At 64.5% G+C, this 24,926-nt stretch carries 25 protein-coding genes, 2 tRNA genes and 1 pseudogene; 9 read left to right on the top strand and 19 right to left on the bottom strand.

All coding sequences use genetic code 11. The features are described from left to right. The first annotated feature begins 32 nt into the window (after positions 1-32). Positions 33-2,303: an ATP-binding protein gene (locus FLG15_RS02045; protein ID WP_057687067.1), complete on the top strand. Its 2,271-nt coding sequence runs from the start codon at positions 33-35 to the stop codon at positions 2,301-2,303. Positions 2,304-3,235: 932 nt separating this feature from the next. On the opposite strand, the gene bfr is transcribed toward FLG15_RS02045, so the two are convergent. The 3 genes from bfr to FLG15_RS02030 form a co-directional block, all read right to left on the bottom strand. Beyond that, positions 3,236-3,706 (bottom strand): bacterioferritin, encoded by a 471-nt coding sequence (gene bfr / locus FLG15_RS02040; RefSeq protein ID WP_017155002.1) that lies wholly within the window; start codon positions 3,704-3,706, stop codon positions 3,236-3,238. 344 nt (positions 3,707-4,050) lie between these two features. Then, positions 4,051-4,260: a (2Fe-2S)-binding protein gene (locus FLG15_RS02035; RefSeq protein ID WP_039567454.1), complete on the bottom strand. Its 210-nt coding sequence runs from the start codon at positions 4,258-4,260 to the stop codon at positions 4,051-4,053. A gap of 80 nt (positions 4,261-4,340) precedes the next feature. Continuing rightward, entirely contained in the window at positions 4,341-4,958 is a 618-nt protein-coding gene (locus FLG15_RS02030; protein ID WP_057679861.1) for an RNA pyrophosphohydrolase, read from the bottom strand. Positions 4,959-5,076: 118 nt separating this feature from the next. On the opposite strand from FLG15_RS02030, the gene FLG15_RS02025 reads away from it, so the two are divergent. Together FLG15_RS02025 and FLG15_RS02020 are read left to right on the top strand one after the other, a co-directional pair. Next, positions 5,077-5,153 (top strand) — tRNA-Met (locus FLG15_RS02025). 52 nt (positions 5,154-5,205) lie between these two features. Beyond that, positions 5,206-5,280 (top strand) — tRNA-Gln (locus FLG15_RS02020). Between the two features lie 222 nt (positions 5,281-5,502). Here the strand turns inward: FLG15_RS02020 and rpsI are convergent. Together rpsI and rplM are read right to left on the bottom strand one after the other, a co-directional pair. Further along, entirely contained in the window at positions 5,503-5,895 is a 393-nt protein-coding gene (gene rpsI, locus FLG15_RS02015) for a 30S ribosomal protein S9 (protein ID WP_003483085.1), read from the bottom strand. A 2-nt stretch (positions 5,896-5,897) separates the two neighbouring features. Beyond that, entirely contained in the window at positions 5,898-6,326 is a 429-nt protein-coding gene (rplM, locus tag FLG15_RS02010; RefSeq protein WP_003483082.1) for a 50S ribosomal protein L13, read from the bottom strand. A gap of 182 nt (positions 6,327-6,508) precedes the next feature. Here rplM and coq7 point away from each other — a divergent pair, with 182 nt between their 5' ends. After that, positions 6,509-7,162: a 2-polyprenyl-3-methyl-6-methoxy-1,4-benzoquinone monooxygenase gene (coq7, locus tag FLG15_RS02005; RefSeq protein ID WP_057679863.1), complete on the top strand. Its 654-nt coding sequence runs from the start codon at positions 6,509-6,511 to the stop codon at positions 7,160-7,162. Positions 7,163-7,457: 295 nt separating this feature from the next. Here the strand turns inward: coq7 and FLG15_RS02000 are convergent, their stop codons facing one another. Both FLG15_RS02000 and speD read right to left on the bottom strand, forming a co-directional pair. Continuing rightward, positions 7,458-7,772, bottom strand: a complete 315-nt coding sequence (locus FLG15_RS02000) for a DMT family transporter (protein WP_057658727.1) — start codon at positions 7,770-7,772, stop codon at positions 7,458-7,460. A gap of 163 nt (positions 7,773-7,935) precedes the next feature. Continuing rightward, positions 7,936-8,730 (bottom strand): adenosylmethionine decarboxylase, encoded by a 795-nt coding sequence (gene speD / locus FLG15_RS01995; RefSeq protein WP_007967854.1) that lies wholly within the window; start codon positions 8,728-8,730, stop codon positions 7,936-7,938. Positions 8,731-8,867: 137 nt separating this feature from the next. On the opposite strand from speD, the gene crp reads away from it, so the two are divergent. Beyond that, complete coding sequence (gene crp / locus FLG15_RS01990; protein ID WP_005914205.1) at positions 8,868-9,560, top strand: cAMP-activated global transcriptional regulator CRP; 693 nt, start codon at positions 8,868-8,870, stop codon at positions 9,558-9,560. 319 nt (positions 9,561-9,879) lie between these two features. On the opposite strand, the gene FLG15_RS01985 is transcribed toward crp, so the two are convergent. The 11 genes from FLG15_RS01985 to rpe all read right to left on the bottom strand — a co-directional run bounded on the left by FLG15_RS01985 (position 9,880) and on the right by rpe (position 20,425). Then, positions 9,880-10,596 carry a haloacid dehalogenase-like hydrolase gene (locus FLG15_RS01985; protein WP_007967853.1) on the bottom strand — a complete coding sequence of 239 codons (717 nt, stop codon included), beginning with the start codon at positions 10,594-10,596 and terminating at the stop codon, positions 9,880-9,882. Next, a complete protein-coding gene (trpC, locus tag FLG15_RS01980) occupies positions 10,589-11,386 on the bottom strand; it encodes an indole-3-glycerol phosphate synthase TrpC (protein ID WP_057658899.1) in 798 nt (265 codons plus the stop codon). The genes FLG15_RS01985 and trpC overlap by 8 nt, the downstream gene beginning before the upstream one ends. 140 nt (positions 11,387-11,526) lie before the next feature. Further along, positions 11,527-12,564, bottom strand: a complete 1,038-nt coding sequence (gene trpD / locus FLG15_RS01975; RefSeq protein WP_057658730.1) for an anthranilate phosphoribosyltransferase — start codon at positions 12,562-12,564, stop codon at positions 11,527-11,529. A 115-nt stretch (positions 12,565-12,679) separates the two neighbouring features. Continuing rightward, positions 12,680-13,312, bottom strand: coding sequence for a flavin reductase family protein (locus FLG15_RS01970; protein ID WP_057658901.1), 633 nt, complete (start codon positions 13,310-13,312; stop codon positions 12,680-12,682). Between the two features lie 141 nt (positions 13,313-13,453). Beyond that, positions 13,454-14,032, bottom strand: coding sequence for an anthranilate synthase component II (locus FLG15_RS01965; protein ID WP_057658733.1), 579 nt, complete (start codon positions 14,030-14,032; stop codon positions 13,454-13,456). Between the two features lie 11 nt (positions 14,033-14,043). Then, positions 14,044-14,799, bottom strand: coding sequence for an SIMPL domain-containing protein (locus tag FLG15_RS01960; RefSeq protein WP_057679781.1), 756 nt, complete (start codon positions 14,797-14,799; stop codon positions 14,044-14,046). A 32-nt stretch (positions 14,800-14,831) separates the two neighbouring features. Next, positions 14,832-15,893, bottom strand: coding sequence for a threonine aldolase family protein (locus FLG15_RS01955; RefSeq protein WP_057658736.1), 1,062 nt, complete (start codon positions 15,891-15,893; stop codon positions 14,832-14,834). After that, positions 15,893-17,368, bottom strand: coding sequence for an anthranilate synthase component I (gene trpE / locus FLG15_RS01950; RefSeq protein ID WP_017157933.1), 1,476 nt, complete (start codon positions 17,366-17,368; stop codon positions 15,893-15,895). The genes FLG15_RS01955 and trpE overlap by 1 nt, the downstream gene beginning before the upstream one ends. A gap of 756 nt (positions 17,369-18,124) precedes the next feature. Further along, positions 18,125-19,054, bottom strand: coding sequence for a lipid kinase YegS (gene yegS, locus FLG15_RS01940; RefSeq protein WP_017157934.1), 930 nt, complete (start codon positions 19,052-19,054; stop codon positions 18,125-18,127). A gap of 202 nt (positions 19,055-19,256) precedes the next feature. Next, positions 19,257-19,757, bottom strand: coding sequence for a GNAT family N-acetyltransferase (locus FLG15_RS01935; protein ID WP_150145449.1), 501 nt, complete (start codon positions 19,755-19,757; stop codon positions 19,257-19,259). Further along, positions 19,754-20,425 (bottom strand): ribulose-phosphate 3-epimerase, encoded by a 672-nt coding sequence (gene rpe, locus FLG15_RS01930; protein WP_150145447.1) that lies wholly within the window; start codon positions 20,423-20,425, stop codon positions 19,754-19,756. Before rpe ends, FLG15_RS01935 begins: the two co-directional genes overlap by 4 nt. Positions 20,426-20,710: 285 nt before the next feature. On the opposite strand from rpe, the gene FLG15_RS01925 reads away from it, so the two are divergent. Beyond that, positions 20,711-21,550, top strand: coding sequence for an outer membrane protein (locus tag FLG15_RS01925; protein WP_057678400.1), 840 nt, complete (start codon positions 20,711-20,713; stop codon positions 21,548-21,550). Positions 21,551-21,688: 138 nt separating this feature from the next. Here the strand turns inward: FLG15_RS01925 and FLG15_RS01920 are convergent, their stop codons facing one another. After that, positions 21,689-22,018 carry a J domain-containing protein gene (locus tag FLG15_RS01920; protein ID WP_057678399.1) on the bottom strand — a complete coding sequence of 110 codons (330 nt, stop codon included), beginning with the start codon at positions 22,016-22,018 and terminating at the stop codon, positions 21,689-21,691. Positions 22,019-22,225: 207 nt separating this feature from the next. On the opposite strand from FLG15_RS01920, the gene FLG15_RS01915 reads away from it, so the two are divergent. The 3 genes and pseudogenes from FLG15_RS01915 to FLG15_RS01905 all read left to right on the top strand — a co-directional run bounded on the left by FLG15_RS01915 (position 22,226) and on the right by FLG15_RS01905 (position 24,845). After that, a complete protein-coding gene (locus tag FLG15_RS01915; RefSeq protein ID WP_209228140.1) occupies positions 22,226-23,152 on the top strand; it encodes a phosphoribosylaminoimidazolesuccinocarboxamide synthase in 927 nt (308 codons plus the stop codon). A 573-nt stretch (positions 23,153-23,725) separates the two neighbouring features. Then, positions 23,726-24,043: pseudogene (locus FLG15_RS01910) on the top strand (hypothetical protein). A gap of 223 nt (positions 24,044-24,266) precedes the next feature. Next, positions 24,267-24,845 (top strand): hypothetical protein, encoded by a 579-nt coding sequence (locus FLG15_RS01905; RefSeq protein ID WP_237377075.1) that lies wholly within the window; start codon positions 24,267-24,269, stop codon positions 24,843-24,845. The last annotated feature ends 81 nt before the right edge of the window (positions 24,846-24,926 follow it).

The raw sequence follows: 24,926 nt of genomic DNA, 5'->3' as shown, positions 1-24,926 counted from the left end.
AGCGGGCAGCAGGTCTCCGCGCCTGGAGCATCTTGGCAGTGCTGGCCGCGCTGGCGGCCGCCCTCGGCGCAGGTCTGCAGTGGTCGTCGCTGCAAGGCCCCTGGCGCGCGGTCAGCGCGGTCTCGGCAGTGCTGGCGGTGGTCTGCGGGCTGTGCGCCGCGCTTGCCGCCCACCGGGCCGCACAGGCGCAGCGTGCCTTGGCACAGCGCCTGGAAGAGGCCGACCTGGCCCGCGAACGCCTGCAGCAGGAACTGCGGCGTCACGGCGAACTCGAACAGGAACTGTTGCGCGCCAAACAGGCCGCCGAGGCAGCCACCCTGGCCAAGGGCGAATTCCTGGCCACCATGAGCCACGAGATCCGCACCCCGCTCAACGGCATCATTCCGATGCTGGAGCTGATCTCCAGCGGCCAGCTCAGCCTTGATCAGCGCGACATGCTGCAGACCGCCACCGGCAGCTCGCTGCAGCTGCTGCGCATCGTCGACGACATCCTCGATTACTCCAAGCTCGAGGCCAACAAGCTCGAACTGGAAATCACCACCTTCAACCTGCGCGAGCTGCTCGACGGCGTCATCCAGTTGCTCCAGCGCACCGCCGAAGGCCGCCAGCTGCGCCTGAGCCTGGATATCGAACCGTCGGTGCGGCTGCTGGTGCGCGGCGACCCGATCCGCCTGCGCCAGGTGCTGGGCAATCTGATCGGCAACGCCATCAAGTTCACCGAACGCGGCAGCGTCGATATCCAGCTGCGCCGCCTGGGCGAAACGCGCGCCCAGCATCTGCTGCGCTTCCAGGTGCGCGACACCGGGATCGGCATCGCCCCGGACCAGCAGGCACGCCTGTTCCGCTCCTTTGCACAAGCCGATGCCTCCACCACGCGGCTGTACGGCGGCACCGGCTTGGGCCTGGCGATCTGCAAACGCATCATCGACCTGATGGGCGGTCGCATCGGGGTGGAATCCGAACCCGGGCGCGGCTCCACCTTCTGGTTCGAAATCCCGCTGCTCAAGGTCATCGGCGACCTCCAGCAAGCCAGCGGCGCCGACGCCGCACGCGTGATGGTGATCAGCTCCGACGCGCGCCTGTCGCAACGCCTCAAGCGCCTGCTCGACAGCTGGGGGGTGTCGCACGTGCTCATGGAAACCACCCAGGAAGCGCTGGAACGCGTGCGCCGGCACAGCGACAGCGAAGGCTTCCGCTGCGTCATCGCCGACCACGACACGTTGCGCTACAGCGCGCGCGCGGTGCACCGCGCGCTCGCCCGCCCGGAAAACGCCAACAGCGCGCGGCTGATCTGGCTGTACGGCGAAGAACCGGTACCGGCCGAACTGCAGGATCATGCCACCCTGGTGCCGCGCCAGAGCCCGGACGAAACCCTGCGCGCCCTGGTGCTGCCGCCCGAACCCAAGCCCGCCCACGTCACCACGCTGGCGGCGGCGATGATCCCCGAGCCATTGCCGCCACCGATGGCCAATGCGCGCGAGGTGCGCATCCTGCTGGTCGAAGACAACCCGGTGAATCTGCTGGTCGCGCAGAAGCTGCTGGCCGTACTTGGCTTCGAGGCCGACACCGCCACCGATGGCGAAGCCGCACTGGCCAGCATGGAATCCACCCGCTACGACATGGTGTTCATGGATTGCCAGATGCCGGTGCTGGATGGCTACGCCGCCACTCGGCGCTGGCGGGCCATGGAAACCGAAAGCGGCGGCCGCCCGATCCCGATCGTGGCCATGACCGCCAACGCCATGGCCGGCGACCGCGAACGCTGCCTGGCCGCCGGCATGGACGACTATCTTTCCAAGCCGGTCGCACGCGAACAGCTCGACGCCTGTCTGCAGCGCTGGCTGCCGCGCCAGGCGCTGCTGCCCGGCCCAAGCAGCGCCGGCCAGGCAACCCACGATCCCGAAAGCGCCAGCGCCGCTGCGCAGGCACGCGCACTGCCGATCCTGGACAACAGCGTGATCGACGAGCTGTACGAAGTGGCCGGCGCGGACACCATCACCATCCTGCAGCTGTTCCTGGAAGACGCACCGCTGATCATCGAACAACTGGAAGCGGCCGCCGCCAACCGCGACAGCATGCAGCTGCGCGACCTCGCCCACACCCTCAAGTCTTCCAGCGCCAACGTCGGTGCGCAGGCGGTGTCCAACGCGGCCCGGCGCATCGAATTGGCCGCCCGCACCGGCACCATCGAACGCCCCTCGGTGATGGTCGCCCTGGTCATCGCCGAATACGCCCGCGCCCGCCTGGCGCTGCTAGGCCAGGTCGCCCGCCTGCAAGCCACCGCCAGCACCGCAAATCCGTAATCGCAATCAGCGCTGTCGAAGCATCAGAAGAAACCCGGCGCCGTCACCTGCTTCGAACTGCTTAGGGATGTAATCCGGACCGCGCACACGCTTGGGTAGAGCCGCCCTGACCACGAACGCCATGCGGCCACGGTTGCCCTGACAGCTCGGTGAGCGGATCCGGGATCATCGCTACATCTGGCGGCGCGTCGTCGTCCTGCCAGGCTGCTGGCGCGCCTGCAGGCCGCCACCCACAAGAGCGGCGAATCATCGAGCAAGCATCACCAGGAATGGGAACGTCGCCGAGAGCAAGCGTCACCAAGCAAGCGCCGACAGCGCTATGCCGACCATCTGGCCTCTGTGCACCGAGCATCTGCAGTCGTTAACGCGACGCTCAAATCGCCCTGGTGCTCAACGCCTCTCACACGCAAGGACGCTCAAGCCTCTCCATTCCCGGAAGAGCACCAAAGCCCCTCTCCTGCGGGAGAGGGGTTGGGGTGAGGGTACGGGCAAAGCGGCGCGCGCTCACCCAGCCACAGAAGATGCTCAAATCGCCCTGATGCTCAACGCCTTCTCACACGCAAGGACGCTCAAGCCTCTCCATTCCCGGAAGGGCACCAGCGCCCCTCTCCTGCGGGAGAGGGGTTAGGGTGAGGGTACGGGCAAAGCCGCGCGCGCTCACCCGGCCACAGAAGATGCTCAAATCGCCCTGATACTCAACGCCTTCTCACACGCAAGGATGCTCAAGCCTCTCCATTCCCGGAAGGGCACCAGCGCCCCTCTCCTGCGTGAGAGGGGTTGGGGTGAGGGTACGGACGAAGCCGCGCGCTCACCCGGCAACAGAATCTGTAGAAGCACACCATCAGCGAACAATCGCTGAGAACACCGACCGGCAGCAGCACCGCGTACCCGCTAGTCAGGGCCAGACAAGACAACCCCGACCAGAGGCGCGTTTAGTCGTCCAGCTTGGTCAGCAGGTAATTCGGCTCGCCGATGCGCGCCACCAGGTCCAGCTGGGTTTCCAGCCAGTCGATGTGCTCTTCTTCGGACTCCAGGATGTCCACCAGCAACTGGCGGCTCACGTAGTCCTTGACGGTCTCCGCATACGCCACCGCCTCGCGCAGCACGACAACCGCCTCGCGCTCAAGGGCCAGATCGCAGCGGAACATCTCGGTGGGGTTCTCGCCGATGCGCAGCTTGCCCAAGGCCTGGAAATTGGGAAGACCTTCGAGAAACAGAATGCGATCGGACAGCTTGTCCGCATGCTTCATCTCGTCGATGGATTCCTTGTACTCATGCTCGGCCAGTTCTTTCAGGCCCCAGTTCTTCAGCATCTTGGCGTGCAGGAAGTACTGGTTGATCGCAGTGAGTTCGTTGTAGAGCACCTTGTTGAGGTACTCGATGACCTTGGTATCGCCCTTCATGCGATGTCTCCGAGACAGTGAGCCGGCCGCACTTTAGCGCGTTGGCGCAGGGCATGAAGGAACGCGAATCGTGATCAGTTGCGGGACGCGCCGCGCGCTGCAAGGAGATGCCAGGCGCCTGGCCGCTGCCAGCTGCCAGCTGCCAGCTGCCACGACAGATCAGGCGGGGCAACCGACTGCATTCGTGTGCCGTCCGTCTACGGGCGACCACTTCGCTGCAGCTGGCACCAGATGCAGAATGCTACTGGCATCGGCGGTGCCGGCCGGCAGATACACCTGGCATCAGGTACCGCGTGGACATCGCGGACCAGCCATCGTCGGGACCTCGGTCCCGAGTTCCTGCCTCAGGCAGCGCTAGCCAGCCCCAAGAGCGGCAACGGCAATGCGCGCGTGGCATGTGCCTGGTTCAACAGATCGCTCGCCATCTCCAGGCACGAGCCGCAATTGGAACCACAGCCGGTGCGCATGGTCAGTTCGGCAAGGCTCGCGCAGCCATTCTCGGCCGCTTCGCGGATCTGGTGGTCGGTGACCCCATTACAGATGCAGACGTACACAGTATCGGTCGGACGTTGACGATCCGGAAAGGACCGGAGCTGATTGCACCGCAAACGAGAATAGGTGTCAATTCCATCCGTTAATCATTATTAATCCGCAACGCGCGAGCCCCGTTGCGCTTGCGTGGCCGCTTGCGTGGGCTGTCGTGCCCCGCCGCGCTGCTGCCTGGCAACCACGCCTCCAGCGCACGCTCGGGCATCGCACCCACTGCTGCCGAGCCGGCCAGGCTCTGCGCAAGCGGCGCCAGATGACGCAGCGCGCGCGCATAGACACCGCGCTTGAACATCACCACGTGCTCGACCGGATACCAGAAATCCACCCAGCGCCAATGGTCGAACTCCGGAGTGTCGGTATGGTCGAGCTTCAGATGCGATTCGTCGCCGGTGAACTGCAGCAGGAACCAGACCTGCTTCTGTCCGATACACACCTGCCGCTCATTGCGGCGCACTGCCCGGCTGGGCAGCCGATAGCGTAGCCAGCCAGGCGTGGCGCCGAGCAATTCCACATGCTCGGGCAACAACCCGGTTTCTTCGCGCAGCTCGCGGTACATGGCTTCAACGGGCGTCTCATCGGTGTTCATGCCACCCTGCGGGAACTGCCAGCCGTCCCTGCGCACACGTCGTGCCCAGAACACCTGACCGTCCTGCCGCATCAGCACAATGCCGACGTTTGGCCGGAAACCGTCCGGATCGATCACGATGCGGACTCCTGAAAATCTACTGCCACCGACTCTGCCACGGCGACGCCCGGCTCACAAGCTGAAAACGAAATGCTTGACAACAGCACGGCGCATCGTGAGAATTGCCGGCTCCCTAGGCTATGTAGCTCAGCCGGTTAGAGCACAGCACTCATAATGCTGGGGTCGGTGGTTCGAGTCCACCCATAGCCACCAAGGTATTCACGCCCTCACCGGCATGCAATAATCTTGGACCAACACGTTTTATTGCCCCGTCGCCAAGCGGTAAGGCACCTGACTCTGACTCAGGCATTCGGTGGTTCGAATCCATCCGGGGCAGCCAAACACAAAAGGTCCGATCGAAAGATCGGGCCTTTTTTGTTGCCCCGTGCCGGTGGCGGCACATCACGCACGGCGCGCATGCGCATTGCGCTCAGTTTCCAGAGCGATCTTGGCCACGCGCTCGTACAGAGCGGACACCCGGATCCCAAACGACAAAAGCCCGGCATGGCCGGGCTTTTGAAGCAGGCATCCCGGCGAACCGGGATGCGCCAGACGCGATGGATCAGCGCTTGGAGAACTGGGTGGCGCGACGGGCCTTGTGCAGGCCGACCTTCTTACGCTCGACTTCGCGAGCGTCGCGGGTCATGAAGCCAGCCTTGCGCAGCTCGGACTTCAGGGTTTCGTCGTACTCGACCAGCGCACGGGCGATGCCCAGACGGATCGCACCGGCCTGGCCGGTGGTGCCGCCGCCCGAAGCGGTGACCATGATGTCGAAGCTTTCGGTGTTCTTGGTCAGTTCCAGCGGCTGGCGCACGATCATGCGCGCAGTCTCACGACCAAAGAATTCGTCCAGCGGACGGTCGTTGACGGTGATGTTGCCGGTGCCCTTGCGCAGGAACACGCGAGCGGTGGAGGACTTGCGGCGGCCAGTGCCGTAGTTTTGCGTGATAGCCATGATTAGATATCCAGAACTTGCGGCTGCTGGGCGGCGTGCGGATGCTCGGCACCCGAATAGACCTTGAGCTTGCGGTACATGGTGCGACCCAGTGGGCCCTTCGGCAGCATGCCCTTGACGGCGATTTCGATCACGCGCTCCGGGTGGCGCTGCAGCGCCTGCTCCAGGCTCTCGGTCTTCAAGTTACCGATGTAGCCGGTGAAGCGGTGATACTTCTTGTCTTTCAGCTTGTTGCCCGTGACGACGATCTTCTCGGCGTTGATCACCACGAGGTAATCGCCAGTATCGACGTGAGGGGTATAAACCGGCTTGTGCTTGCCGCGCAGGCGGCGGGCCAGTTCGGTGGACAGACGGCCGAGCGTCTTGCCGGCGGCGTCAACGAGATACCAGTCGCGCTGGACGGTCTCGGACTTGGCGGTGAACGTAGTCATGAGAAAACTCTTGAGTGGTCGGGCGGATTGCAGCGGCCGATGACCACTGGAACTTTGCCACGCGTTGTGAAGGCGAAACAGAAGAGGCGGGATTGTACGGGACGTTCGTCGGCGGCGCAAGTTGCAGCAACGACTGCACCATGGCGGTTGGCAGCACGGCGGAGCGGGGCCAGAATCGCCATATGACCCAGATCTCCCCCACCCGCCTGCATAGTCCGCTCGACCGGCTGCTGGTCGAAGCCCAGCGCGCGCTGGATACCGTCTTCGGCAATCCGCCGGCCGAGCGCCCCAATCCTGCTGCCGACACACCCGACGTCGTTCTGGACCCGGAGCAGCGCCGCCACGCGGCCGGCCTGATGCGCATCAACCATGTCGGCGAGGTGTGCGCGCAAGGCCTGTATTTTGGCCAGGCGGCCGTCGCCCGCGACGTGCATACCCAGCATCACCTGCTGGAAGCTGCACAGGAAGAGACGGACCACCTGGCCTGGTGCGCCGACCGCCTGCACGAGCTGGACAGCCGCCCCAGCCTGTTCAACCCCGTGTGGTACGCCGGCAGCTACGCGCTCGGCGCGCTGGCCGGGCTGCGCGGCGACGACTGGAGCTTGGGGTTCGTGGTCGAGACCGAACGCCAGGTCGAAGCGCACCTGGACGAGCACCTGGAAACCCTGCCCCAGAGCGACCAGCGCAGCCGGGCCATCCTGCGCGTGATGAAGATCGACGAGGCCCGCCATGCAGACCAGGCCGAGCAGGCCGGCGCCCGCCCGCTCCCCGCTCCGATCCCCAGCGCGATGGCCCTGGCCTCCAAGCTGATGAAGACGGTTGCCTACCGCCTCTAGTCGGGAATTGGAAATTGGCGCTGGGAACCGGCGACCGGCGACCGGAATCTAACCGCACCCCGTGCGCCCGACACAGCGAGCCATTCCTCCCCAGCACGACATCTGGAGGGCCCCTTTGTCGAGGGCGCGCTCCGGAGGCGTGGGTTAGAAGCAGACCTTGAGTCGGGGCACAAGGCTTGCGCAGCGAACGCCGGGGCTGTGCCCGCATTGCGGATGCAGGCACGGCCGAGCGCGTGGGGATAGGCAGACTCCGAGTCGGAGTCCGGGGTTTGCGCCGCAAACGCTGGGGGACTGACTACCCGACCAGCTTCAGCCCGATCACGCCAGCCACGATCAGACCGATGCACGCCAAGCGCGACCAAGAGGCGCTATCGCCGAAGAGCGCGATACCGGCAATGGTCACGCCCAGGGCGCCGATGCCGGTCCAGATCGCATAGCCGGTGCCAACCGGAATGGTCTTCAGCGCCTGCGTCAGAAACCACAGGCTGGTGCCAGCAAGGCCGATGGTCAGCACGGTCGGCCACAGGCGAGTGAAGCCGTCGCTGTATTTCAGTCCCATGGCAAAGCCGATCTCGAACAGGCCGGCCAGCAACAGATGGATCCAGGGCATTGCAGTACTCCTCACAGAAAAAAACAGACAAAAAAAAAGCGGCCCAGTGTTTGCACACTGGGCCGCCGTCGGCTGTGGAACGCGAGGTCGTCGCGTGGCGGGCCGTCCCGCCTTGTGGCGTTTGCGCACTTGCAAGCAAGCACGCAACAGGAGGCTCCTGCGCTTATTCGCTCAGGTTGCGTCCGTGAAACAGTTCTTCGATTTCGCGCTTGAGCAGGGTTTCGATCTTCATGCGCTCCTTGAACGAGAGGTTCTTGGCGCGCTCTTCGAACAGGTACTGATCCAGGTCGAAGTCCTTCAGGTGCATCTTCGTGTGGAAGATATTTTCCTGGTAGACGTTGACGTCGAACATCTCGTAGCGCGACTTCACGTTCTTGGCGAGAAATTGCTGGATCGAGTTGATCTTGTGATCGATGTAATGCTTCTTGCCCTTCACATCGCGCGTGAAGCCGCGCACGCGGTAATCCATGATCACGATGTCTGATTCCAGACTCTCGATCAGGTAGTTGAGCGCCTTCAACGGCGAAATCACGCCGCAGGTCGCGACGTCGATGTCGGCGCGGAACGTGGCGATGCCTTCCTGCGGATGCGTTTCCGGATATGTATGGACAGTGATATGACTCTTATCCATATGAGCAACCACGGCATCGGAGATCAACTCCTTGCCGGCCTGCTTCTTGTCGATCACCGGTTCTTCGGAGATCAGGATCGTCACCGATGCGCCCTGCGGATCGTAGTCCTGACGTGCGATATTGAGGATGTTGGCGCCGATGATCTCGGCCACATCGGTCAGGATCTGCGTCAGACGATCGGCGTCGTATTGCTCATCGATATACTCGATGTAGCGCTGACGCTCCTCTTCGGTACGCGCATAACAGACGTCGTAGATGTTGAAGCTCAACGCCTTGGTGAGGTTGTTGAACCCCTGTAGCCTCAGACGAGGCAACGGCTTGACCACGTCGGTCTGTCCTTATGGAAAGCGGGAAAGGAGTCAATTATGAGCCAAAGATCCCAGCAACGAAATGCCGATGTTAAGAGTGGTTTACCTTGCATGACTCATGCCGTTAAGCTTCAGGAATCACACGCGGAACTACCATGAGCCCAGGAAATACGACGGTTGTCACTACGACGGTACGTAACGCTACCCCTTCCCTGGCGCTGGACGCGGGCACCATCGAGCGTTTCCTGGCGCACAGCCACCGAAGGCGCTATCCGACCCGGACCGATGTGTTCCGGCCAGGAGACCCGGCCGGCACCCTCTACTACGTGATCAGCGGCTCGGTGAGCATCATCGCCGAGGAAGATGACGACCGTGAGTTGGTGCTGGGCTACTTCGGCAGCGGGGAATTCGTCGGTGAGATGGGGTTATTCATCGAATCCGATACCCGTGAGGTGATCCTGCGCACCCGCACCCAGTGCGAGCTTGCCGAGATCAGCTACGAGCGGCTGCAGCAGCTGTTCCAGACCAGCCTGTCGCCGGATGCGCCGAAGATCCTGTATGCGATCGGTGTTCAGCTTTCAAAACGACTGCTCGATACCACAAGGAAAGCCAGCCGCCTGGCCTTCCTCGACGTGACCGACCGCATCGTGCGCACGCTGCATGACCTGGCCAAAGAGCCTGAAGCGATGAGCCACCCGCAGGGCACCCAGCTGCGTGTCTCACGCCAGGAGCTGGCACGCCTGGTCGGGTGCTCGCGCGAAATGGCCGGTCGCGTGCTCAAGAAGTTGCAGGCCGACGGCCTGCTGCACGCCCGCGGCAAGACCGTCGTGCTGTACGGCACCCGCTGATGGCGCTGTGCAGCCAGTGCCATGTGCACTGGCTGCATGCCGGTTTTGGCTCCGTTTGAAGCGATCGCGACGGTGCCGACATCGGCACTTTCACGCCCCTGCAGTGACACTTCTGCGCGATACCTCTTATAAGAGCGTCTTCGAGCCGTCGAACCGCACGATCTGCATCGCGACTGCGTCACGATCCTGAAATTGGTTGCGCTACAGGTCGCATCGGTTTGCCTTCGCACATCGATGCCCAGATTCGAAATCGCAAGCTGGACTGCGCAATGGTTTCGCTCCGCGCGAAACGACCTGTCTGCCCGGATGGTGCGCTCGCCTACAGCGCCTTGCCGCCGCGGTCGCGGCAACCCCAGTTGAGGATGGGCGTGCCTGTCGGCAGTACCTGGCGGAACAGCGCTTCGCGATTGGCCTTGGGATTGACCACCACCGGTGCGCGCGCGGCCTTCAAGAGCGGCAGATCTGCGGTGCTGTCCGAGTAGGCGATGGCGATATCGGCGTAGCCGCGCTCGCGCAGCATGCGCATCTTTTCTTCGTTATGGCAGTGACGTCGCGCGGTGACTGCGCCCAGGCGCGGGCCGACCAGGCTGCCGATCACCGGCACGTCCTGATGGGCTACGAAACCGAGAATGGCGCGCGCCAACTCCGGTGGTGCGCCGGTGGCGACCACCACACGGTCGCCGGCAGCGCGGTGCTGGGTGAAGACCTTCAAGGCATGCGGGAGCAGGCGCTGGCGGATCTGCGCTTCATGCTTGAGCACGTATGCGTCGATGAAACGGTTGAACTCGCGTGCGCGGTGCAGGCCGAACGTGGCGATCCACACATAGCCGGACACGCCGCGCCGCCGGGTTGGCAGCATCGCCACCATCGGGCCGAGAATAGGCGAGGCTAACAGCGCAACCAGCAAGCGCAACGGGTTGCGCTTGATCAGCCAGGCAAACAGATGACTGCCGGAATCGCCGTCGTACAAGGTGTGGTCGAAGTCGAACACCACCAGCGGTGCGTCTTCGCGCGGTACGGGATACGACTCAGTCATGCGCAAAGAATAGCTGACGCAGCGACTCGCCGGGTTCGGCCGCGCGCATGAAGGTCTCGCCGACCAGAAACGCGTTCACATCGTGACTGCGCATCAGGTGCACATCGGCCTGGGTGACGATGCCGCTCTCGGTGACCAGCACGCGATCGCGCGGCACCGCGGCACGCATGTCCAACGTGGTCTGCAGCGTCACTTCGAAGGTGCGCAGGTTGCGGTTGTTGATGCCGATCAATGGCACCGGCACCTGCACCGCACGCTCGAGCTCGTCGATATCGTGCACTTCCACCAGCACGTCCAGGCCCAGCTGCATGGCCAGGCCCGATAGATCGGCCAGTTGGGCGTCTTCCAGCGCGGAGACGATCAGCAGGATGCAGTCGGCGCCGAGCACGCGGGCTTCGTAGACCTGATACGGGTCGACGGTGAAATCCTTGCGCAGCACCGGCAGCGTGCAGGCATCGCGCGCCTGGCGCAGATAGGCATCCGATCCCTGGAAAAAATCCACATCGGTGAGCACCGACAGGCAGGTGGCGCCACCGAATTCGTAGCTGACCGCGATATCGGCCGGCTGGAAATCCGGCCGGATGACACCCTTGGACGGGCTGGCCTTCTTCACTTCGGCAATGACGGCCGGGTCGCCGGCGGCGATGCTGGCCTGCATGGCAGCTGCAAATCCGCGCGTGAGCGGCAGGTCGGCGCTGCGCGCGATCAGCTCGGCCAGCGGCACGCGCGCACTGCGCTCGGCGACTTCGTCGGCCTTGCGGGCAAGAATGGTGTTGAGGATGTCGCTCATCGTATCGGGTCCTGGCGGGCGGGCATTATCGGTCAAGACGGCCGCACCGGCGTGCGGCTGCGCGCCAGCACGCAGCATGCCAGCGCGACTGTGAGGATGCTGGCGGGTGATGGCCGTTGCGTGGCGGTTGCCGGCATGGCTCAGGATTGCACGGCGAGCTGGCGGGTGTAGGCGACATAGGCGTCCACCCGCGCGCGCGCGGAGCCGTCGGCGATGACCGCGCGTGCGCGCAGCACGCCGTCGGCAATACTGTGGGCAACGCCGGCCACGTACAACGCAGCACCGGCGTTGAGCGCCACGATATCCAGCGCGGGGCCGGGCACGTTGTCCAAGACCTGCAGCAGCATCGCGCGCGATTGCGCAGCGTCGGCCACCTTGAGGTTACGGCTGGCCGACATGGCAATGCCGAAATCTTCCGGGTGCACTTCGTATTCGCGCACCTGGCCATCGCGTAATTCGCCAACCAGCGTGCCGGCGCCCAGCGAGAGCTCGTCCATGCCGTCACGCCCCCACACCACCAATGCGCGTTCGGCGCCGAGCTCGTGCAAGACGCGCGCCTGGATACCGACAAGGTCGGGGTGGAACACGCCCATCAGGATGTTCGGCGAGCCGGCCGGATTGGTCAGCGGCCCGAGGATGTTGAAGATAGTGCGCACGCCCATTTCGCGCCGCACCGGCGCCACCACCTTCATGGCCGGGTGATGCACTGGCGCATACATGAAGCCGATGCCGGTATGCGCCAATGCGCTGGCAACCTGCTCGGGCTGCAGCTCGATCACCGCACCCAATGCTTCCAGTGCGTCGGCACTGCCGGATTTGGACGAGACGCTGCGATTGCCATGCTTGGCGACCTTGGCACCGCCGGCAGCGGCGACGAACATGGCGCAGGTGGAGATGTTGAAGGTATGCGAACCGTCGCCGCCGGTACCGACAATGTCGACCATGTGCCTGCGATCACTCACCTCCACGCGGCGCGAGAACTCGCGCATCACCGTGGCCGCACCGGCGATTTCGCCGATGGTCTCCTTCTTGACCCGCAACCCGGTGAGGATGGCCGCGACCATCATGTCGGAGACCTCGCCGCGCATGATCTGCCGCATCAACTCGACCATTTCGTCGTGGAAGATTTCGCGGTGTTCGATGGTGCGTTGCAGGGCTTCTTGCGGCGTGATGGGCATGGAAACAACCGTGGCAGAACGTGATGGATGGAGACGCAGGCGGCTTGCGACGCGCGCGATCAGTGCAGGAAAGCGCAAGCGCCAGGCGACGCGCCTGCCGTTGCAGCGGCGACGATCATTGGCCTGGACGTGTCATGCGAAAACGCGCCTGCGGCTGCACTTCGTAGTAATCGGCCGGCCCGCCTGCGCGCAGAATCGTCTGCACTGCACCCGGGTCATAGATGCCCTCGTGCAGCGCCGACCTGGCCAGGTGCACGCCGACCACTTCGCCCAGCACCAACCAGGTCTGGATGGCGTGACCGGCAGCGGTTTGCAGCGGCAGCAGCTGGCTGAGCCGGCATTCGAAACTGACTGGACTGGCAGCGACCCGTGGTGCAGCGATCAGGCGCGATGGCGCCACCTGCAGGCCTGCCAGATCGAATTCATCGACCTCCGCAGGCACCATCGCCGCGCTGGCGTTCATTGCTTCTGCCAACGGCCGGGTAGCCAGATTCCAGGTGAATTCGCCGGTGGCTTCGATATTACGCAGGCTGTCCTTGCGACCGATGCTGGCAAAGCCGACGATCGGCGGAACGTAGTTGAACGCATTGAAAAAGCTGTACGGCGCCAGATTGGCAATGCCCTCGGCGCTGCGCGAGCCGATCCAGCCGATGGGACGCGGGCCGACAATGGCGTTGAACGGATCGTGCGGCAGCCCGTGACCCTGCGTCGGCTCGTAGAAATGGATGCTGTCGTCGGGTGTGCTCATCGTGATCCGGATGCTGTGGAAGGTGGCGCGGTGTTCAAACACGGTGCGCGGCACGGCGCGCGTCGGGCGACATTGCGATTTCGCATGTCGTTGCACCGATGCCGCAGTGCGCTACGTCACGGTGGCAAAGACGCATCGCAATCAACGCTGCAAAAAGTTTTTCAGCAAGGCATGTCCGTGCTGGGTCAGGATCGATTCGGGATGGAACTGCACGCCTTCGACCGGAAACTGGCGATGGCGCAGGCCCATGATCTCTTCCATCGAACCATCCGGATTTTCGGTCCAGGCGGTGACTTCCAGTGCGTCCGGCAAGGTGGTCTTGTCCACAACAAGCGAGTGATAGCGCGTGGCCTCGTAGCTGTCCGGCAGTCCGGCAAACACGCCCTTGCCTTCATGGCGAATCGGCGAAGTCTTGCCGTGCATGATGTTGCCGGCACGGATCACATCGCCACCGTAGACCTGGCCGATGCTTTGATGGCCCAGGCACACGCCCAGGATTGGTGTGGTCTGACCCAGCTGCTCGATCAATTGCAGCGAAATCCCGGCCTCGTTGGGCGTGCAGGGACCGGGCGAGATGACGATGCGCTCGGGCTTGAGCGCGGCGACCTGGTCGACGCTCATGGCGTCGTTGCGCACCACCGTGACCTCGGCGCCCAGCGCCTGCAGGTACTGCACGAGGTTGTAGGTAAAGCTGTCGTAGTTGTCGAGCATCAGCAGCATGGCATAAGGACTCATTGCGCGATCAGGAAGACCGCATAGATGTTTTCGGTAAGGGTGATGCTGCTGGCTTCGAGTGACTCGACCACTGCACTTCGATCAGCAACAGGCGCTGGCGGCGCCGGCGATCCGGAGACATTGACGACCTGCATCGGCCAACTGCCTGCCTGAATGCCGTAGGCGAAGTTCGGAGCGACCTCGGAAATCGTGTAAAGCCCCTGAATCCTGACGTCATACGCCTTGGCAAGTTCGGCGGCCGATTTGCGCGATTGGTCAGCGGCGTCGCGCTTGAGTTGCGCACGTATCTCGGCCTCCTTGCTGTAGGACGTCTTGATACCCGATAGCTGAATCTCGCTGCTCGTTTTCATTTCACCGAGAAACTGCCGTGCATCTTCCAGCGACTGGAATGCCGCACCGATTCCACGCTTGACTTCAGTGCCTTCAAACTTTTGCCTGCCATCCGGCACATAGGAATAGAACGGTTGTATCTGCAGCGACGAAGCTTCGATACTGTCCTTGAGGGCATGATGCGTCTTCAAGGCGGCGAGGATCTGTTCGGCAGCCGTCTGGATGCGCCTGCGTGCAAGTTCTGGCTGCATGTCCACTGCGCGAAAGTTGATCGTTACGAAAAAGCGGTCGGGCATGACCGTTCTTTCCGCCTGCCCCTTCACCAGCAAATGCGGCTGCGATGGCAGACTGTTGACCTGCGCCACAGCAAGCAGCGGCAATGCGCATAACGCCACCAGCATCCAACGCGTCAGTTGCTTCATGTGTCCTCTCCTTGGGTGAATGGCGTGCATGCTCAGTACACGCTGCGATGCAGTGTTGCGAAATCCGCACACAGGCGATCCACCGCCTCGGGCGTGGTCGCCCACGAGGTCACGAAGCGGATCACCTGACTGCCATCGGTGCGCACTTCCCAGCGCTCGAAGTCGTAGCGTTGTGCCAGCTGCGTAGCGTGTTGCGCGCTGACGGCGATGAACTGTTGATTGGTCGGCGAATCGCTGGTGAACTGCGCGCCAGCGGCCAGCAGTCCCGCGCGCAGGTGTTGCGCCATGGCGTTGGCGTGCGCGGCCAGTTCGAAGAACAGGCCGTCTTCGAATAACGCTGCGAATTGCGAACCGAGCACCATACCCTTGGCCAGCAATGCGCCACGCTGTTTGATCAGGTAACGCAGATCGGCCTGCAATGCGGGATTGACGATGATCAGCGCTTCGCCGAGCAGCGCGCCGTTCTTGGTGCCACCGATGTAGAACGCATCGGCGAGCGCGGCAATGGTGGGCAGATCCAGATCGTTGCCATCGGCGGTCAGCGCCGCCCCCAGGCGCGCGCCATCCAGGTACAGCAGCAGATCGTTTGCGCGGCAGAAGCCAGACAATTCTTCGAGTTCGGCGCGAGTATAGATCGTGCCGCTTTCGGTGCTGTTGGAAATGTAGACCAGGTGCGGCTGCACCATGTGTTCGTTGCTGTGCACCGCAAGCACCGGCGCGATCAATGCAGGCGTCAGCTTGTCGTGCAGCGCCGGCACGGTGAGCACCTTGTGCCCGGTCGCTTCGATGGCGCCGGTTTCGTGCGTGGCGATATGCGCCGCGTCCACGGCGATGACTGCCTGATGCGGGCGCAGGAACGCGCTGATCGCAATCAGATTGGTCTGCGTGCCGCCGACCAGCAGATGCACGTCGGCCTGCGGCTGCGCGACTGCATTGCGGATCAACGCAACCGCACGCGCGGTGTGCCGATCGGTGCCGTAGCCGGCGTGCTGCTCGGCGCTGGCCTGCGCCAAGGCCTGCAGCAGACGCGGATGCGCGCCTTCGCTGTAGTCGTTGCGAAAGCTGATGCGGGTCGCGCTACCCTGCCCGTCCATCACAGGCCCTTGGCCGCCTGGGCCACCGCGCGAAACAGCGCGCGCCCCTTGTTCATGGTTTCCTGCCATTCCAGGTCGGGATCGGAGTCGTAGACCACGCCGCCGCCGGCCTGCACATACAGATAGCCGTCCTGGATGACGGCCGTGCGGATGGCGATGGCGGTATCCGCATCGCCATGCCAGCCGATGTAGCCGACCGCACCGGAATACACATTGCGTTTGACCGGCTCCAGTTCGCGGATGATTTCCAGCGCGCGGATCTTCGGCGCGCCGCTGACGGTGCCGGCCGGGAAGGTGGCGCGCAGCACGTCGCTGTAATTCAGGCCGGCCTTCAAGGTGCCGGTCACTTCGCTGACGATGTGCATGACATGGCTATAGCGTTCGATCACGAACTGCTCGCCCACCTTGACCGTGCCCGGTTCGGCCACGCGCCCGACATCGTTGCGGCCCAGATCGATCAGCATCACGTGCTCGGCGCGCTCCTTCGGATCGGCCAGCAATTCTTCTTCCAGCGCCTTGTCCAGTTCGGGCGTTGCGCCGCGTGGGCGGGTGCCGGCAATCGGGCGCACAGTGACCACGCCATCGCGCAGGCGCGCCAGAATTTCCGGCGACGAACCCACCACCTGGGTACCGCCGACATCGAGAAAATACATGTACGGCGACGGGTTCAACGCACGCAGCGCGCGATACACATCCACCGGGCGCGCGCGGAACGGCACGCGCAGGCGCTGCGACGGCACCACCTGGAAGATATCGCCGGCGCGCACGTATTCCTGCGCCTTGCGCACCACGGCGTGGTACTGCTCGCGGGTGAACGAGGAATGGAAGTCCGCTTCGTCGATGGCGTCGGAAATCTGCGCCTGCGGATACCCGGCGCCGCCCTGGCGCAGGCGATGCGCCAGCTCGTCCAGGCGCCGGTTGGCGCGCACATAGGCCTGCGGCTGGCGCGGGTCGGCATGCACGATCAGGTACAGACGGCCCTTGAGATTGTCGAACACCGCCAGCTCTTCGGAGAGCATCAGCAGGATGTCGGGCGTGCCGAGTTCGTCGGGCTTGTCGCCGCTGCCCAGGCGCGGCTCGATGTACTGGATGCATTCGAAACCGAACCAGCCGACCAGCCCGCCGGTGAAACCGGGCAGCCCATCCAGCTGTGGCACCGAATGTTCGGCGCGCAGCGCATCGACTTCGGCCAGCGGATCGGCGACCTGCCGGGTGTCGACGACTTCACCGTGTTCGCTGACCTCCAGCGTGTGGCCCCGAAAGCTGTACACGCGCCGCGCCGGCAGGCCGATGATGGAGTAGCGCCCGAAGCGCTCCCCGCCTTCGACCGATTCGAACAGATAGGTGTAGGCGCCGTCGGCGAGCTTCAGATAGACCGACAGCGGCGTGTCCAGGTCGGACAGCACTTCGCGGACAACGGGGATACGGGTGTGACCTTCAGCGGCCTGGCGCTGGAACTGCTCTGCAGTGATCAAGACGACTTTCCTTCCGGGACTCTGTGGCGGGGCGGACGACGGCAACGGGCCACCATCGCCACCAGCGGCGAGCGGAAGAGAAGGAGCGTGGAGTCGTCAGGCGGGACACGCGAGTACTGTAGCGCAAGTGTCGGCCGAGGGCAGCAGGCCGCGGCCAACGCGCTTCGGAATGCGAAGCACGGAAGGGGGTTGGCGGACGTAGCCTTGCGCACCGGCTGATATCTGGCACGAATAACCTGCGGTTGGCGACAGGCGTCGGGTGTTGCGCGCTGCACGGGTTGATTTCCCGTGCGGCCTGGGTCGTGGCAGCGGCACCAGTGTCGGCGCAGGGACCCTCACCCCAACCCCTCTCCCGGCGGGAGAGGGGCTTAGGGCCGCGTGCTTGTCATTGCTCCGTTTCTGCCGCCCTACTTCGTCTGAGCTGCAGCCAACCCGTTGCGCCAATCGTCGCTCCGTTTCAGCCGCAGCGCTGCTCCGCTTTAGCCGGAGCGTTGCGCCGATCGTTGCTCCGCTGAGCCGCAGCGCCCCCTTTAGCCGTCGTTGAGCCGGCGCCGCTTGGGTTGGCATGCGATTGTCCGGGTCTACCGGACTCGTTCATGGTGGAGGCATGGCACTGCATGGGCTCGCGCGCATGCATCAACCGGACGACCGCACATCAGCGCGGGCCGATCACGCTCTTCCGATTCCCGATTCCCGATTCCCGATTCCCGATTGCCCATTCCCGACTCCCGACTCCCGACTCCCGATTCCCCGCACTCACCCACCGACCAACGGACAGTCGGCAGGCAAATGCATCCGCAGCCGCGCCGGGACGCATTCGATGCGGAAGTGCCGCGAGGTTTCCGGTTCGCCGTCCAGGTTCAAGGTCAGCGGTTGCTGGGACACGATTTCCAGCCACGGCACGCGGGCGCGCACGGCCACGCGTTCGAGCGCGGCCTGTTTGCCGCCGGTGACCAGGGTGCCCAGGGTGGCAGCCACCTCGCCGTCGAGGTCCGGGACGATGGTGACATCGAGCAGGCCGTCGTCGATCAGCGCCTCCGGGCACAGCGCCTGGCCGCCACCGGCCTGGCGCCCGTTCCCCAGCCCGAGTGCGATGAATTCGCCTTCCCAGCTGAACTCCGGGCCGCTGAAGCGGGCGCTGATCGGGTCGATGCGGCCCAGCCGCGACATGCCGGTGATGAGATAGGCCAGACCACCGAGCATTTTCTTCAGGCCTTCGTCGGTTTCCACCGTGACCTGGGTACCGAAGCCGCCGCTGGCCACATTGGCGCACCAGTGCGGGCCATGGTCGGCGTCGATCCGCAGCAGGTCGACCGGCTGCGCGACGCGCTCGGCGATCAGGTTCAACGCTTCCAGCGGGACGATCGGGACGTTGGCGGCGGTGGCAAAATCGTTGGCAGTGCCCAGCGGCACCAAGCCCAGCGACGGCAGCGTGGCCGCATCGCCTTCGTGGTGCGCCAGCGCGGCGGCCACTTCGCTCAGGGTGCCGTCGCCACCAGCGGCCACCACCGTGTGCACGCCATCGGCCACCGCCTCGCCCACGTAGCGCTCGGCATCGCCGTCTTCCCAGGTGACCCGCACATCGAGCTGGATGCCGCGCTCGCGCAGCGTTCCCACTGCCTCACGCAGGTCCAGATTATCGGTGGACTTGCCGTTGAGGATCAGACGCCAGTGGGACGGGGCCATGCGCGCTGCCGATGCCGTGAGGGGAATGTCCGCAGGCTAGCAGCGGGCCAATGGGCAGATCGTGAATGGGCGCCGCCGGCACACTGTCATTGCGGTGTCATCGATAACCAGGAGAGTAGAAGGCCATAGCAGGGACGACGGGCGGAGGCAGGATCAGCCTCCAGTTTTCTTGAAGGCCGCTTCCTCGGGAGCGGCCTTCCTTTTACGGGATGCTGACCTCCCGACGCAGCCGGCTCAGCCGCTCGCCGTCGAGCCGGTACACGGTCCAGCCCTCCATCGGGTGCGCACCGACTGCCTTGTAGAAGTCGATGGCCGGCTGGTTCCAGTCCAGCACCGACCATTCGAACCGCCCGCAGCCACGCTGCACGGCCAGCTGCGCCAAGTGCCGCAACAGCGCAAGCCCCGCGCCGTTGCCGCGCGCTTCCGGCCGCACGAACAGGTCTTCCAGATACAAGCCGTTACGGCCCAGCCAAGTGGAGTAGTTGAAGAAATACACCGCAAATCCAAGCGCTTGGCCGTCGCGCTCGCAGATCAACGCATGCGCGGTGGCCCCTTCGCCGAACAGACTGGCGCGCAACTCCTGCTGGCTGGCCTTGACCGCGTCCGGCTCGCGCTCGTACACCGCCAGCGCGGTGATGAGTTCATGCAGCAGCGGCACATCCGCAGGCGTGGCGCTGCGGATCTGCGGCGCAGGCCGGCTCATCGCACCGCATCCACCGCCGCGCGCATCTGCGCAATCACCTTCGCATAGTCGGGCGCATTGAAAATGGCCGAGCCGGCGACGAAGGTGTCGGCGCCGGCGGCGGCAATCGCACCGATGTTGTCGGCCTTGACCCCGCCATCGATCTCCAGCCGGATCGGCTTGCCCGTCGCGTCGATCTTGCGGCGGATCGCGCGCAGCTTGTCCAGCGCAGACGGGATGAAAGCCTGCCCGCCGAAGCCCGGGTTGACCGACATCACCAAGACCAAGTCCAGCTCGGGCAGCACCCAATCCAGGATGTCCACCGGCGTGGCCGGGTTGAGCACCAGCCCGGCCTGGCAGCCATGCGACTTGATCAGCTGGATCGTGCGGTGCACGTGGCGGCTGGCTTCGGGGTGGAAGCTGATGGTGGTGGCACCGGCGTCGGCGAAATCCGGCACGATGCGGTCCACCGGCTCGACCATCAGATGTACGTCGATCGGCGCAGTGATGCCGTGCTTGCGCAGCGCCTGGCACACCATCGGGCCGATGGTGAGGTTGGGCACATAGTGGTTGTCCATCACGTCGAAGTGCACCCAATCGGCACCAGCCTTGAGCACGTTATTCACTTCCTCGCCCAGACGGGCGAAATCGGCGGACAGGATGGACGGGGCGATCGCCGTCGGTTGCATGGGCAGCTCGGAAAAAAATGCAGGAGCGCCATTGTCGCAACCGTGGCCCGGCGAGGAAAGCCGAACGCCGCTGGGCGCTTGGGGCGCACGCCGCGGGCAGGCCGCCGCTACCACCGCAGGCTAGGGCCGGCAGCTCGCAGTCATTGCGCGATCGCGCACCTGCCGCGGCGCCGGCGGCTCTACCGCTGTGCAATGCCGCCCCCAACGTCAGCCCACGTGCATCCGGAGCGAACGCGAGCGCGTACGTACCTGACCGGCGCGCCGCGCCAGATGCAAGGAGATCGCATGAAACCCACCCCGCTCGCTTCCGCCACTCTGGCCCTTCTCGTCCTGGCGCCCTCGGCCTGGGCGCAATCCGGCCCCGCTGACTGGTCCGGTTTTTCCATCGGTGCCAACGTCGGTGGTGCCGATCCGGCCGGCGTCTCCGGTGGCCGCTTCGGCTTCGATACCAATCTGGATGGCCGCGACGGCGACCAGGTCAGCACCGCGACCGGTGCCGATGCGTTTTCGCCCGGTTTCTGCGGTGGCGCAGCGGCGGGGCGCACCCCGGCCAGCGGCTGCAGCAAGGACAAGGGCGGTGCCGAATACGGCGCACGGCTGGGCTACGACTGGCAGGCCGGCAACTGGGTCTATGGCGTGCTCGCCGAATACACCCGCAACGATGTCCGCGACAGCGTCAGCGCCTTCAGCACGACGCCCGCGTTTTACACCTTCACCCGCCAGCTCAACCGCACCGCGGCGTTGCGCGGCCGCATCGGCTACGCCTTCGGCACCCAGGGCGATTACCTGGCCTACATCACCGCCGGTGTGGCGCGTGGCGAATTCGACCACCGCTTTGCCAGCAGCAATACCGCCAACAGCTTCACCGGCAGTGGCGGCGACAGTGCCGATGGCTACCAGGCCGGCATCGGCCTGCAGCGGCGCTTGAGCGACAAGGTCTCGGTCGGCGTGGAATACCTGTTCACCCGCCTGCAGGACGACGACACCCGCGTGCGCGTCGGGCCCGGCTCCGCACCACCCACCAACCCCTTCCTGCGCGTCAATCCGGCCGGTACCGATCTGCGCCGTACCGATACCGATCTTTCGACCAATGCGCTACGCCTGACCGTGACCTACAGGTTCTGAGAGCCGGGTGCGTGCGTGCCCGCGGCGCCTGATCGTGACGATCAGGCGTTTTATTGGGTGAGGCCTTTCCGGGGGAACAACACGCTGCGCTGACGCCCGGCACTGCTGGACGCAGCAGATGTCGGTGCGCCCCTTCGCTCAGCGCCTGCGCAGCCGCTGAATCCGGTCGTAGGCGGCGTTGATCTGGCTGGCCTTCTTCTCGGCCTGGCGGAGGGCTTCCGGGTCGGCGTTGGCGACCTTGTCCGGGTGGTAGCGCGACATCAGCCGGCGATAGGCCAGGTCGATCTCGGCGGTGGTGGCATCCGGCTCCAGGCCCAGCGCTTCGTACGGATTTTCCGCGCGCCGTTTGAACCAGCCGGCGTCGACCGCGTGGCCGATCGCCAGCCCGATCATCAGCCCCACTACCGGCGCCCCGCGAAACAGCAAGGCGCCGGCCAATGCGCCGAGCAGTTTTCCGTACCAGGACATGGGGCGATCGGGGGCGGGAGGCGGGCTGGCGATCTTACCCGAACGCCCGCCCGGCCTGGCTGACGGCGCCTGCACAGGCCCTACCGCGCGGGCTCCAATAAATTCTGCGGGCGGCGGCGAAGCGCCGTACACTACGCGGCCCGCTGCCTACCCGCGGGCCCGCCGGGTCCCGGGGACAGCGTCATAGCGACGTCCTTAGGAGTGCCTGTGTCGACCACGCTGTTGCAATCCGATCTGCCCGGCCTGCCGTTGCGTCACCGTGGCAAGGTCCGCGATGTCTTCGATATTCCCCGCGACCGCCTGCCCGCCGATGCGCCCCCCGGCGACTATCTGTTGATGGTGGCCACCGATCGCCTGTCTGCGTTCGACGTGGTGCTGCCCGACCCGATTCCCGGCAAGGGCGAGATGCTATGCCAGGTATCCAACTTCTGGTTCCACAAGACCGAGCACCTGATGCCCAACCACCTGGTGGACATCCGCATGGAGCAGGTATTGCCCGAGGGTGTCGACCGGGCCTTGTACGCCAAGCGCGCCGTGGTCACGCGCAAGCTCAAGCCGGTGCCGGTGGAAGCCATCGCCCGCGGCTATGTGATCGGCAGCGGCTGGAAGGATTACCAGCGTACCGGCAAGATCAGCGGTATCGAATTGCCCGACGGCCTGCGTCAGGCCGAGAAACTGCCCGAGCCGATTTTCACGCCTTCGACCAAGGCAGCGGTTGGCGACCACGACGAAAACATCGACTTCGATGCAATGGTCAAGACGGTCGGTGCCGAGCTGGCCGAACGGGTGCGCGACGCCACCTTGCGCATCTACCGTTTTGCCGCCGATTTTGCTGCCGAACGCGGCATCCTGCTGGCCGATACCAAGTTCGAATTCGGCACCGATGCCGATGGCCGTCTGTACATCATGGACGAGATGCTGACCCCGGATTCCTCCCGTTATTGGCCGGCCGACCAATACGAGCCGGGCACCAGCCCGCCGAGCTACGACAAGCAGTTCGTGCGCGATTATCTGGAAACCCTGGACTGGGGCAAGACCGCGCCCGGCCCGCGCCTGCCGGCCGACGTCATCGATCGCACGCGTGCGAAATATGCCGAAGCGCTGCAGCGGCTGGCGGACATTTCGGTGGATTGATGGCCTGCCCCCGATTGAAGGGGGCGAGTCGGCGCAGTACGCAGACGCCGTCATGACTGAAGCGCTGAAATAATCGGCGTGTTCCGAGCCCATCGCCTGCCCACCAAGGCCAAGCTGGCGGGTGCGTGAAACTTCATGACGGGCACTGCACACAATCGCATCTAATTCATTCCACCATACTCGCCACGATGGTGTGCGCTCTTGCCCAACGAGGTCGCAATGGCTCGGTCAAGTCACTTCTTTCGCACGTTGCCTGCCTTCCGCAATGCGGCACTGTCCAGTTTGTTGCTCGCGCTAAGCGCCTGCACGGCCGGCCAATCTGCAAGCTCGTCCGCTCCAGCAGCAGCGCCGGTAGCATCTGTGAAAAACAACACAGCTGCGGTCTCGCAGGTCACCGACAGACTTGGCGCATTGATACAGGCCGCTGGCGTCAGCTGCACGGATGCGAAGGCTGCAAAGGGATGCACAGCAGGCAATGTCGATCGTGGTGATTTTTATGACGTGGAGTTTTCGCCCGATTGCGGCAATGAGGGATTTTTCGCCGGAGTCGCCCAGGTGAACGGAGTAGATCTATTGAACGTGGTGCCCACCACCGGCAGCAGCGCAACGGCTACGGCAAACCTGACCCAAGGTCAGCTCGTCTGCGTCCAGGCGATCGGCCGCGCCGGACAGAACCCGCGTTATTACTACGTCACCGCAATTCGAGCGGACACCATTGCAAAGTGCAAGAACAACGCATTGTGCAAAACCTATGGCGACAGGCCGATCAAGCAGATCAAGCCTGAAAGTGGTGAGGGCTGACACGCGGCTGCACCAGGACAATCCGTTGGCAATTGCGCGCAAGGCTGGGTGAGTGCGGATGCACTGGATGTATTTTCGAGCGGAATTTAGTTGTTCGCGCCAACGGGTGATTTCAAGGTAATCCATCCATCACTGACGACTTTGCGATGGATCGAGATGCGGTACCTGGCCTGTGTTGATGACCATCATCGGTCTTGGATTCGTTTGAGCACCGGCCACTGTCACGCCGGTCATTCTCCCGGGGTGCGGGCCTGCCGCGTGCCGGCCGGCCCGCTGCACGCTCGCCCCGCAAGCCTTCACGCATTTGCACGCAATGCGCGGATACCATTCCGCCCGCTCGCACATCGCCCGATACGATCAGGAGGATCCGTTGGCCCTTTTACGAACGTCCCTGCATGCCATCGCACTAAGCCTGGCGCTGGTTGCCTGCAAACCGCAAGCAGAGCCAGCAGGCGCGGCAATGCCCGCGGCGACAGCAGAGGCAGCGAGTGCCGCGCCTGCCGCCTCAACGCCTGCTACAGCGGCGGCCACGCCCGCTCAGCCGACAGCCTGCCCCACGACCGACTTTTCTGCATTTCTAAAAAGCTTCAGTGCAGACATCGCGGCCCAGGAGAAAGCCACGGCCGACCCGCTGACCATGATCCGGATCGATCCGGATGCGCAGCCGGAACCGGCGCCAATCACTCGCCAGGTTGCGCTGGCCGACGTCCAATGGCCGGTGATCCCGAATCTGGACGTGGCCCGCTCCGCGGGACGCGAGGTGGTGGTGTCCGAGGATGCAGGCGGTCGTCAGGTACTGGTCCGCACACCTGACAGCGGCGATCAACAGGTCTACCACTTCGCCCAGCGCCCATGCTGGACCCTGGTCAAGGTCGACGACCAGTCGCTGTAACGGCGCAGGCAACACCGCGCCATGCACCCCCCCCACATCAGGAGACGGCCGTGCCCCGCTTCAGACTGCTCATCCCCGTGC

The sequence above is a fragment of the Xanthomonas phaseoli pv. dieffenbachiae genome (assembly GCF_008639345.1).
Lineage (GTDB): Bacteria > Pseudomonadota > Gammaproteobacteria > Xanthomonadales > Xanthomonadaceae > Xanthomonas > Xanthomonas phaseoli.
This window is presented reverse-complemented; position numbering and strand designations above follow the sequence as displayed.

Excerpts from the sequence above, each read along its gene's own strand:
- bfr (WP_017155002.1), bottom strand. The coding sequence starts at position 3,706 with ATGAAGGGCGATACCAAGGTCATCGAGTACCTCAACAAGGTGCTCTAC.
- rpsI (WP_003483085.1), bottom strand. The coding sequence starts at position 5,895 with ATGGCTATCACGCAAAACTACGGCACTGGCCGCCGCAAGTCCTCCACC.
- rplM (WP_003483082.1), bottom strand. The coding sequence starts at position 6,326 with ATGACTACGTTCACCGCCAAGTCCGAGACCGTCCAGCGCGACTGGTAT.
- coq7 (WP_057679863.1), top strand. The coding sequence starts at position 6,509 with ATGACCCAGATCTCCCCCACCCGCCTGCATAGTCCGCTCGACCGGCTG.
- FLG15_RS02000 (WP_057658727.1), bottom strand. The coding sequence starts at position 7,772 with ATGCCCTGGATCCATCTGTTGCTGGCCGGCCTGTTCGAGATCGGCTTT.
- crp (WP_005914205.1), top strand. The coding sequence starts at position 8,868 with ATGAGCCCAGGAAATACGACGGTTGTCACTACGACGGTACGTAACGCT.
- FLG15_RS01985 (WP_007967853.1), bottom strand. The coding sequence starts at position 10,596 with ATGACTGAGTCGTATCCCGTACCGCGCGAAGACGCACCGCTGGTGGTG.
- trpC (WP_057658899.1), bottom strand. The coding sequence starts at position 11,386 with ATGAGCGACATCCTCAACACCATTCTTGCCCGCAAGGCCGACGAAGTC.
- trpD (WP_057658730.1), bottom strand. The coding sequence starts at position 12,564 with ATGCCCATCACGCCGCAAGAAGCCCTGCAACGCACCATCGAACACCGC.
- FLG15_RS01970 (WP_057658901.1), bottom strand. The coding sequence starts at position 13,312 with ATGAGCACACCCGACGACAGCATCCATTTCTACGAGCCGACGCAGGGT.
- FLG15_RS01965 (WP_057658733.1), bottom strand. The coding sequence starts at position 14,032 with ATGCTGCTGATGCTCGACAACTACGACAGCTTTACCTACAACCTCGTG.
- FLG15_RS01960 (WP_057679781.1), bottom strand. The coding sequence starts at position 14,799 with ATGAAGCAACTGACGCGTTGGATGCTGGTGGCGTTATGCGCATTGCCG.
- FLG15_RS01955 (WP_057658736.1), bottom strand. The coding sequence starts at position 15,893 with ATGGACGGGCAGGGTAGCGCGACCCGCATCAGCTTTCGCAACGACTAC.
- yegS (WP_017157934.1), bottom strand. The coding sequence starts at position 19,054 with ATGGCCCCGTCCCACTGGCGTCTGATCCTCAACGGCAAGTCCACCGAT.
- FLG15_RS01935 (WP_150145449.1), bottom strand. The coding sequence starts at position 19,757 with ATGAGCCGGCCTGCGCCGCAGATCCGCAGCGCCACGCCTGCGGATGTG.
- rpe (WP_150145447.1), bottom strand. The coding sequence starts at position 20,425 with ATGCAACCGACGGCGATCGCCCCGTCCATCCTGTCCGCCGATTTCGCC.
- FLG15_RS01925 (WP_057678400.1), top strand. The coding sequence starts at position 20,711 with ATGAAACCCACCCCGCTCGCTTCCGCCACTCTGGCCCTTCTCGTCCTG.
- FLG15_RS01920 (WP_057678399.1), bottom strand. The coding sequence starts at position 22,018 with ATGTCCTGGTACGGAAAACTGCTCGGCGCATTGGCCGGCGCCTTGCTG.
- FLG15_RS01905 (WP_237377075.1), top strand. The coding sequence starts at position 24,267 with ATGCGCGGATACCATTCCGCCCGCTCGCACATCGCCCGATACGATCAG.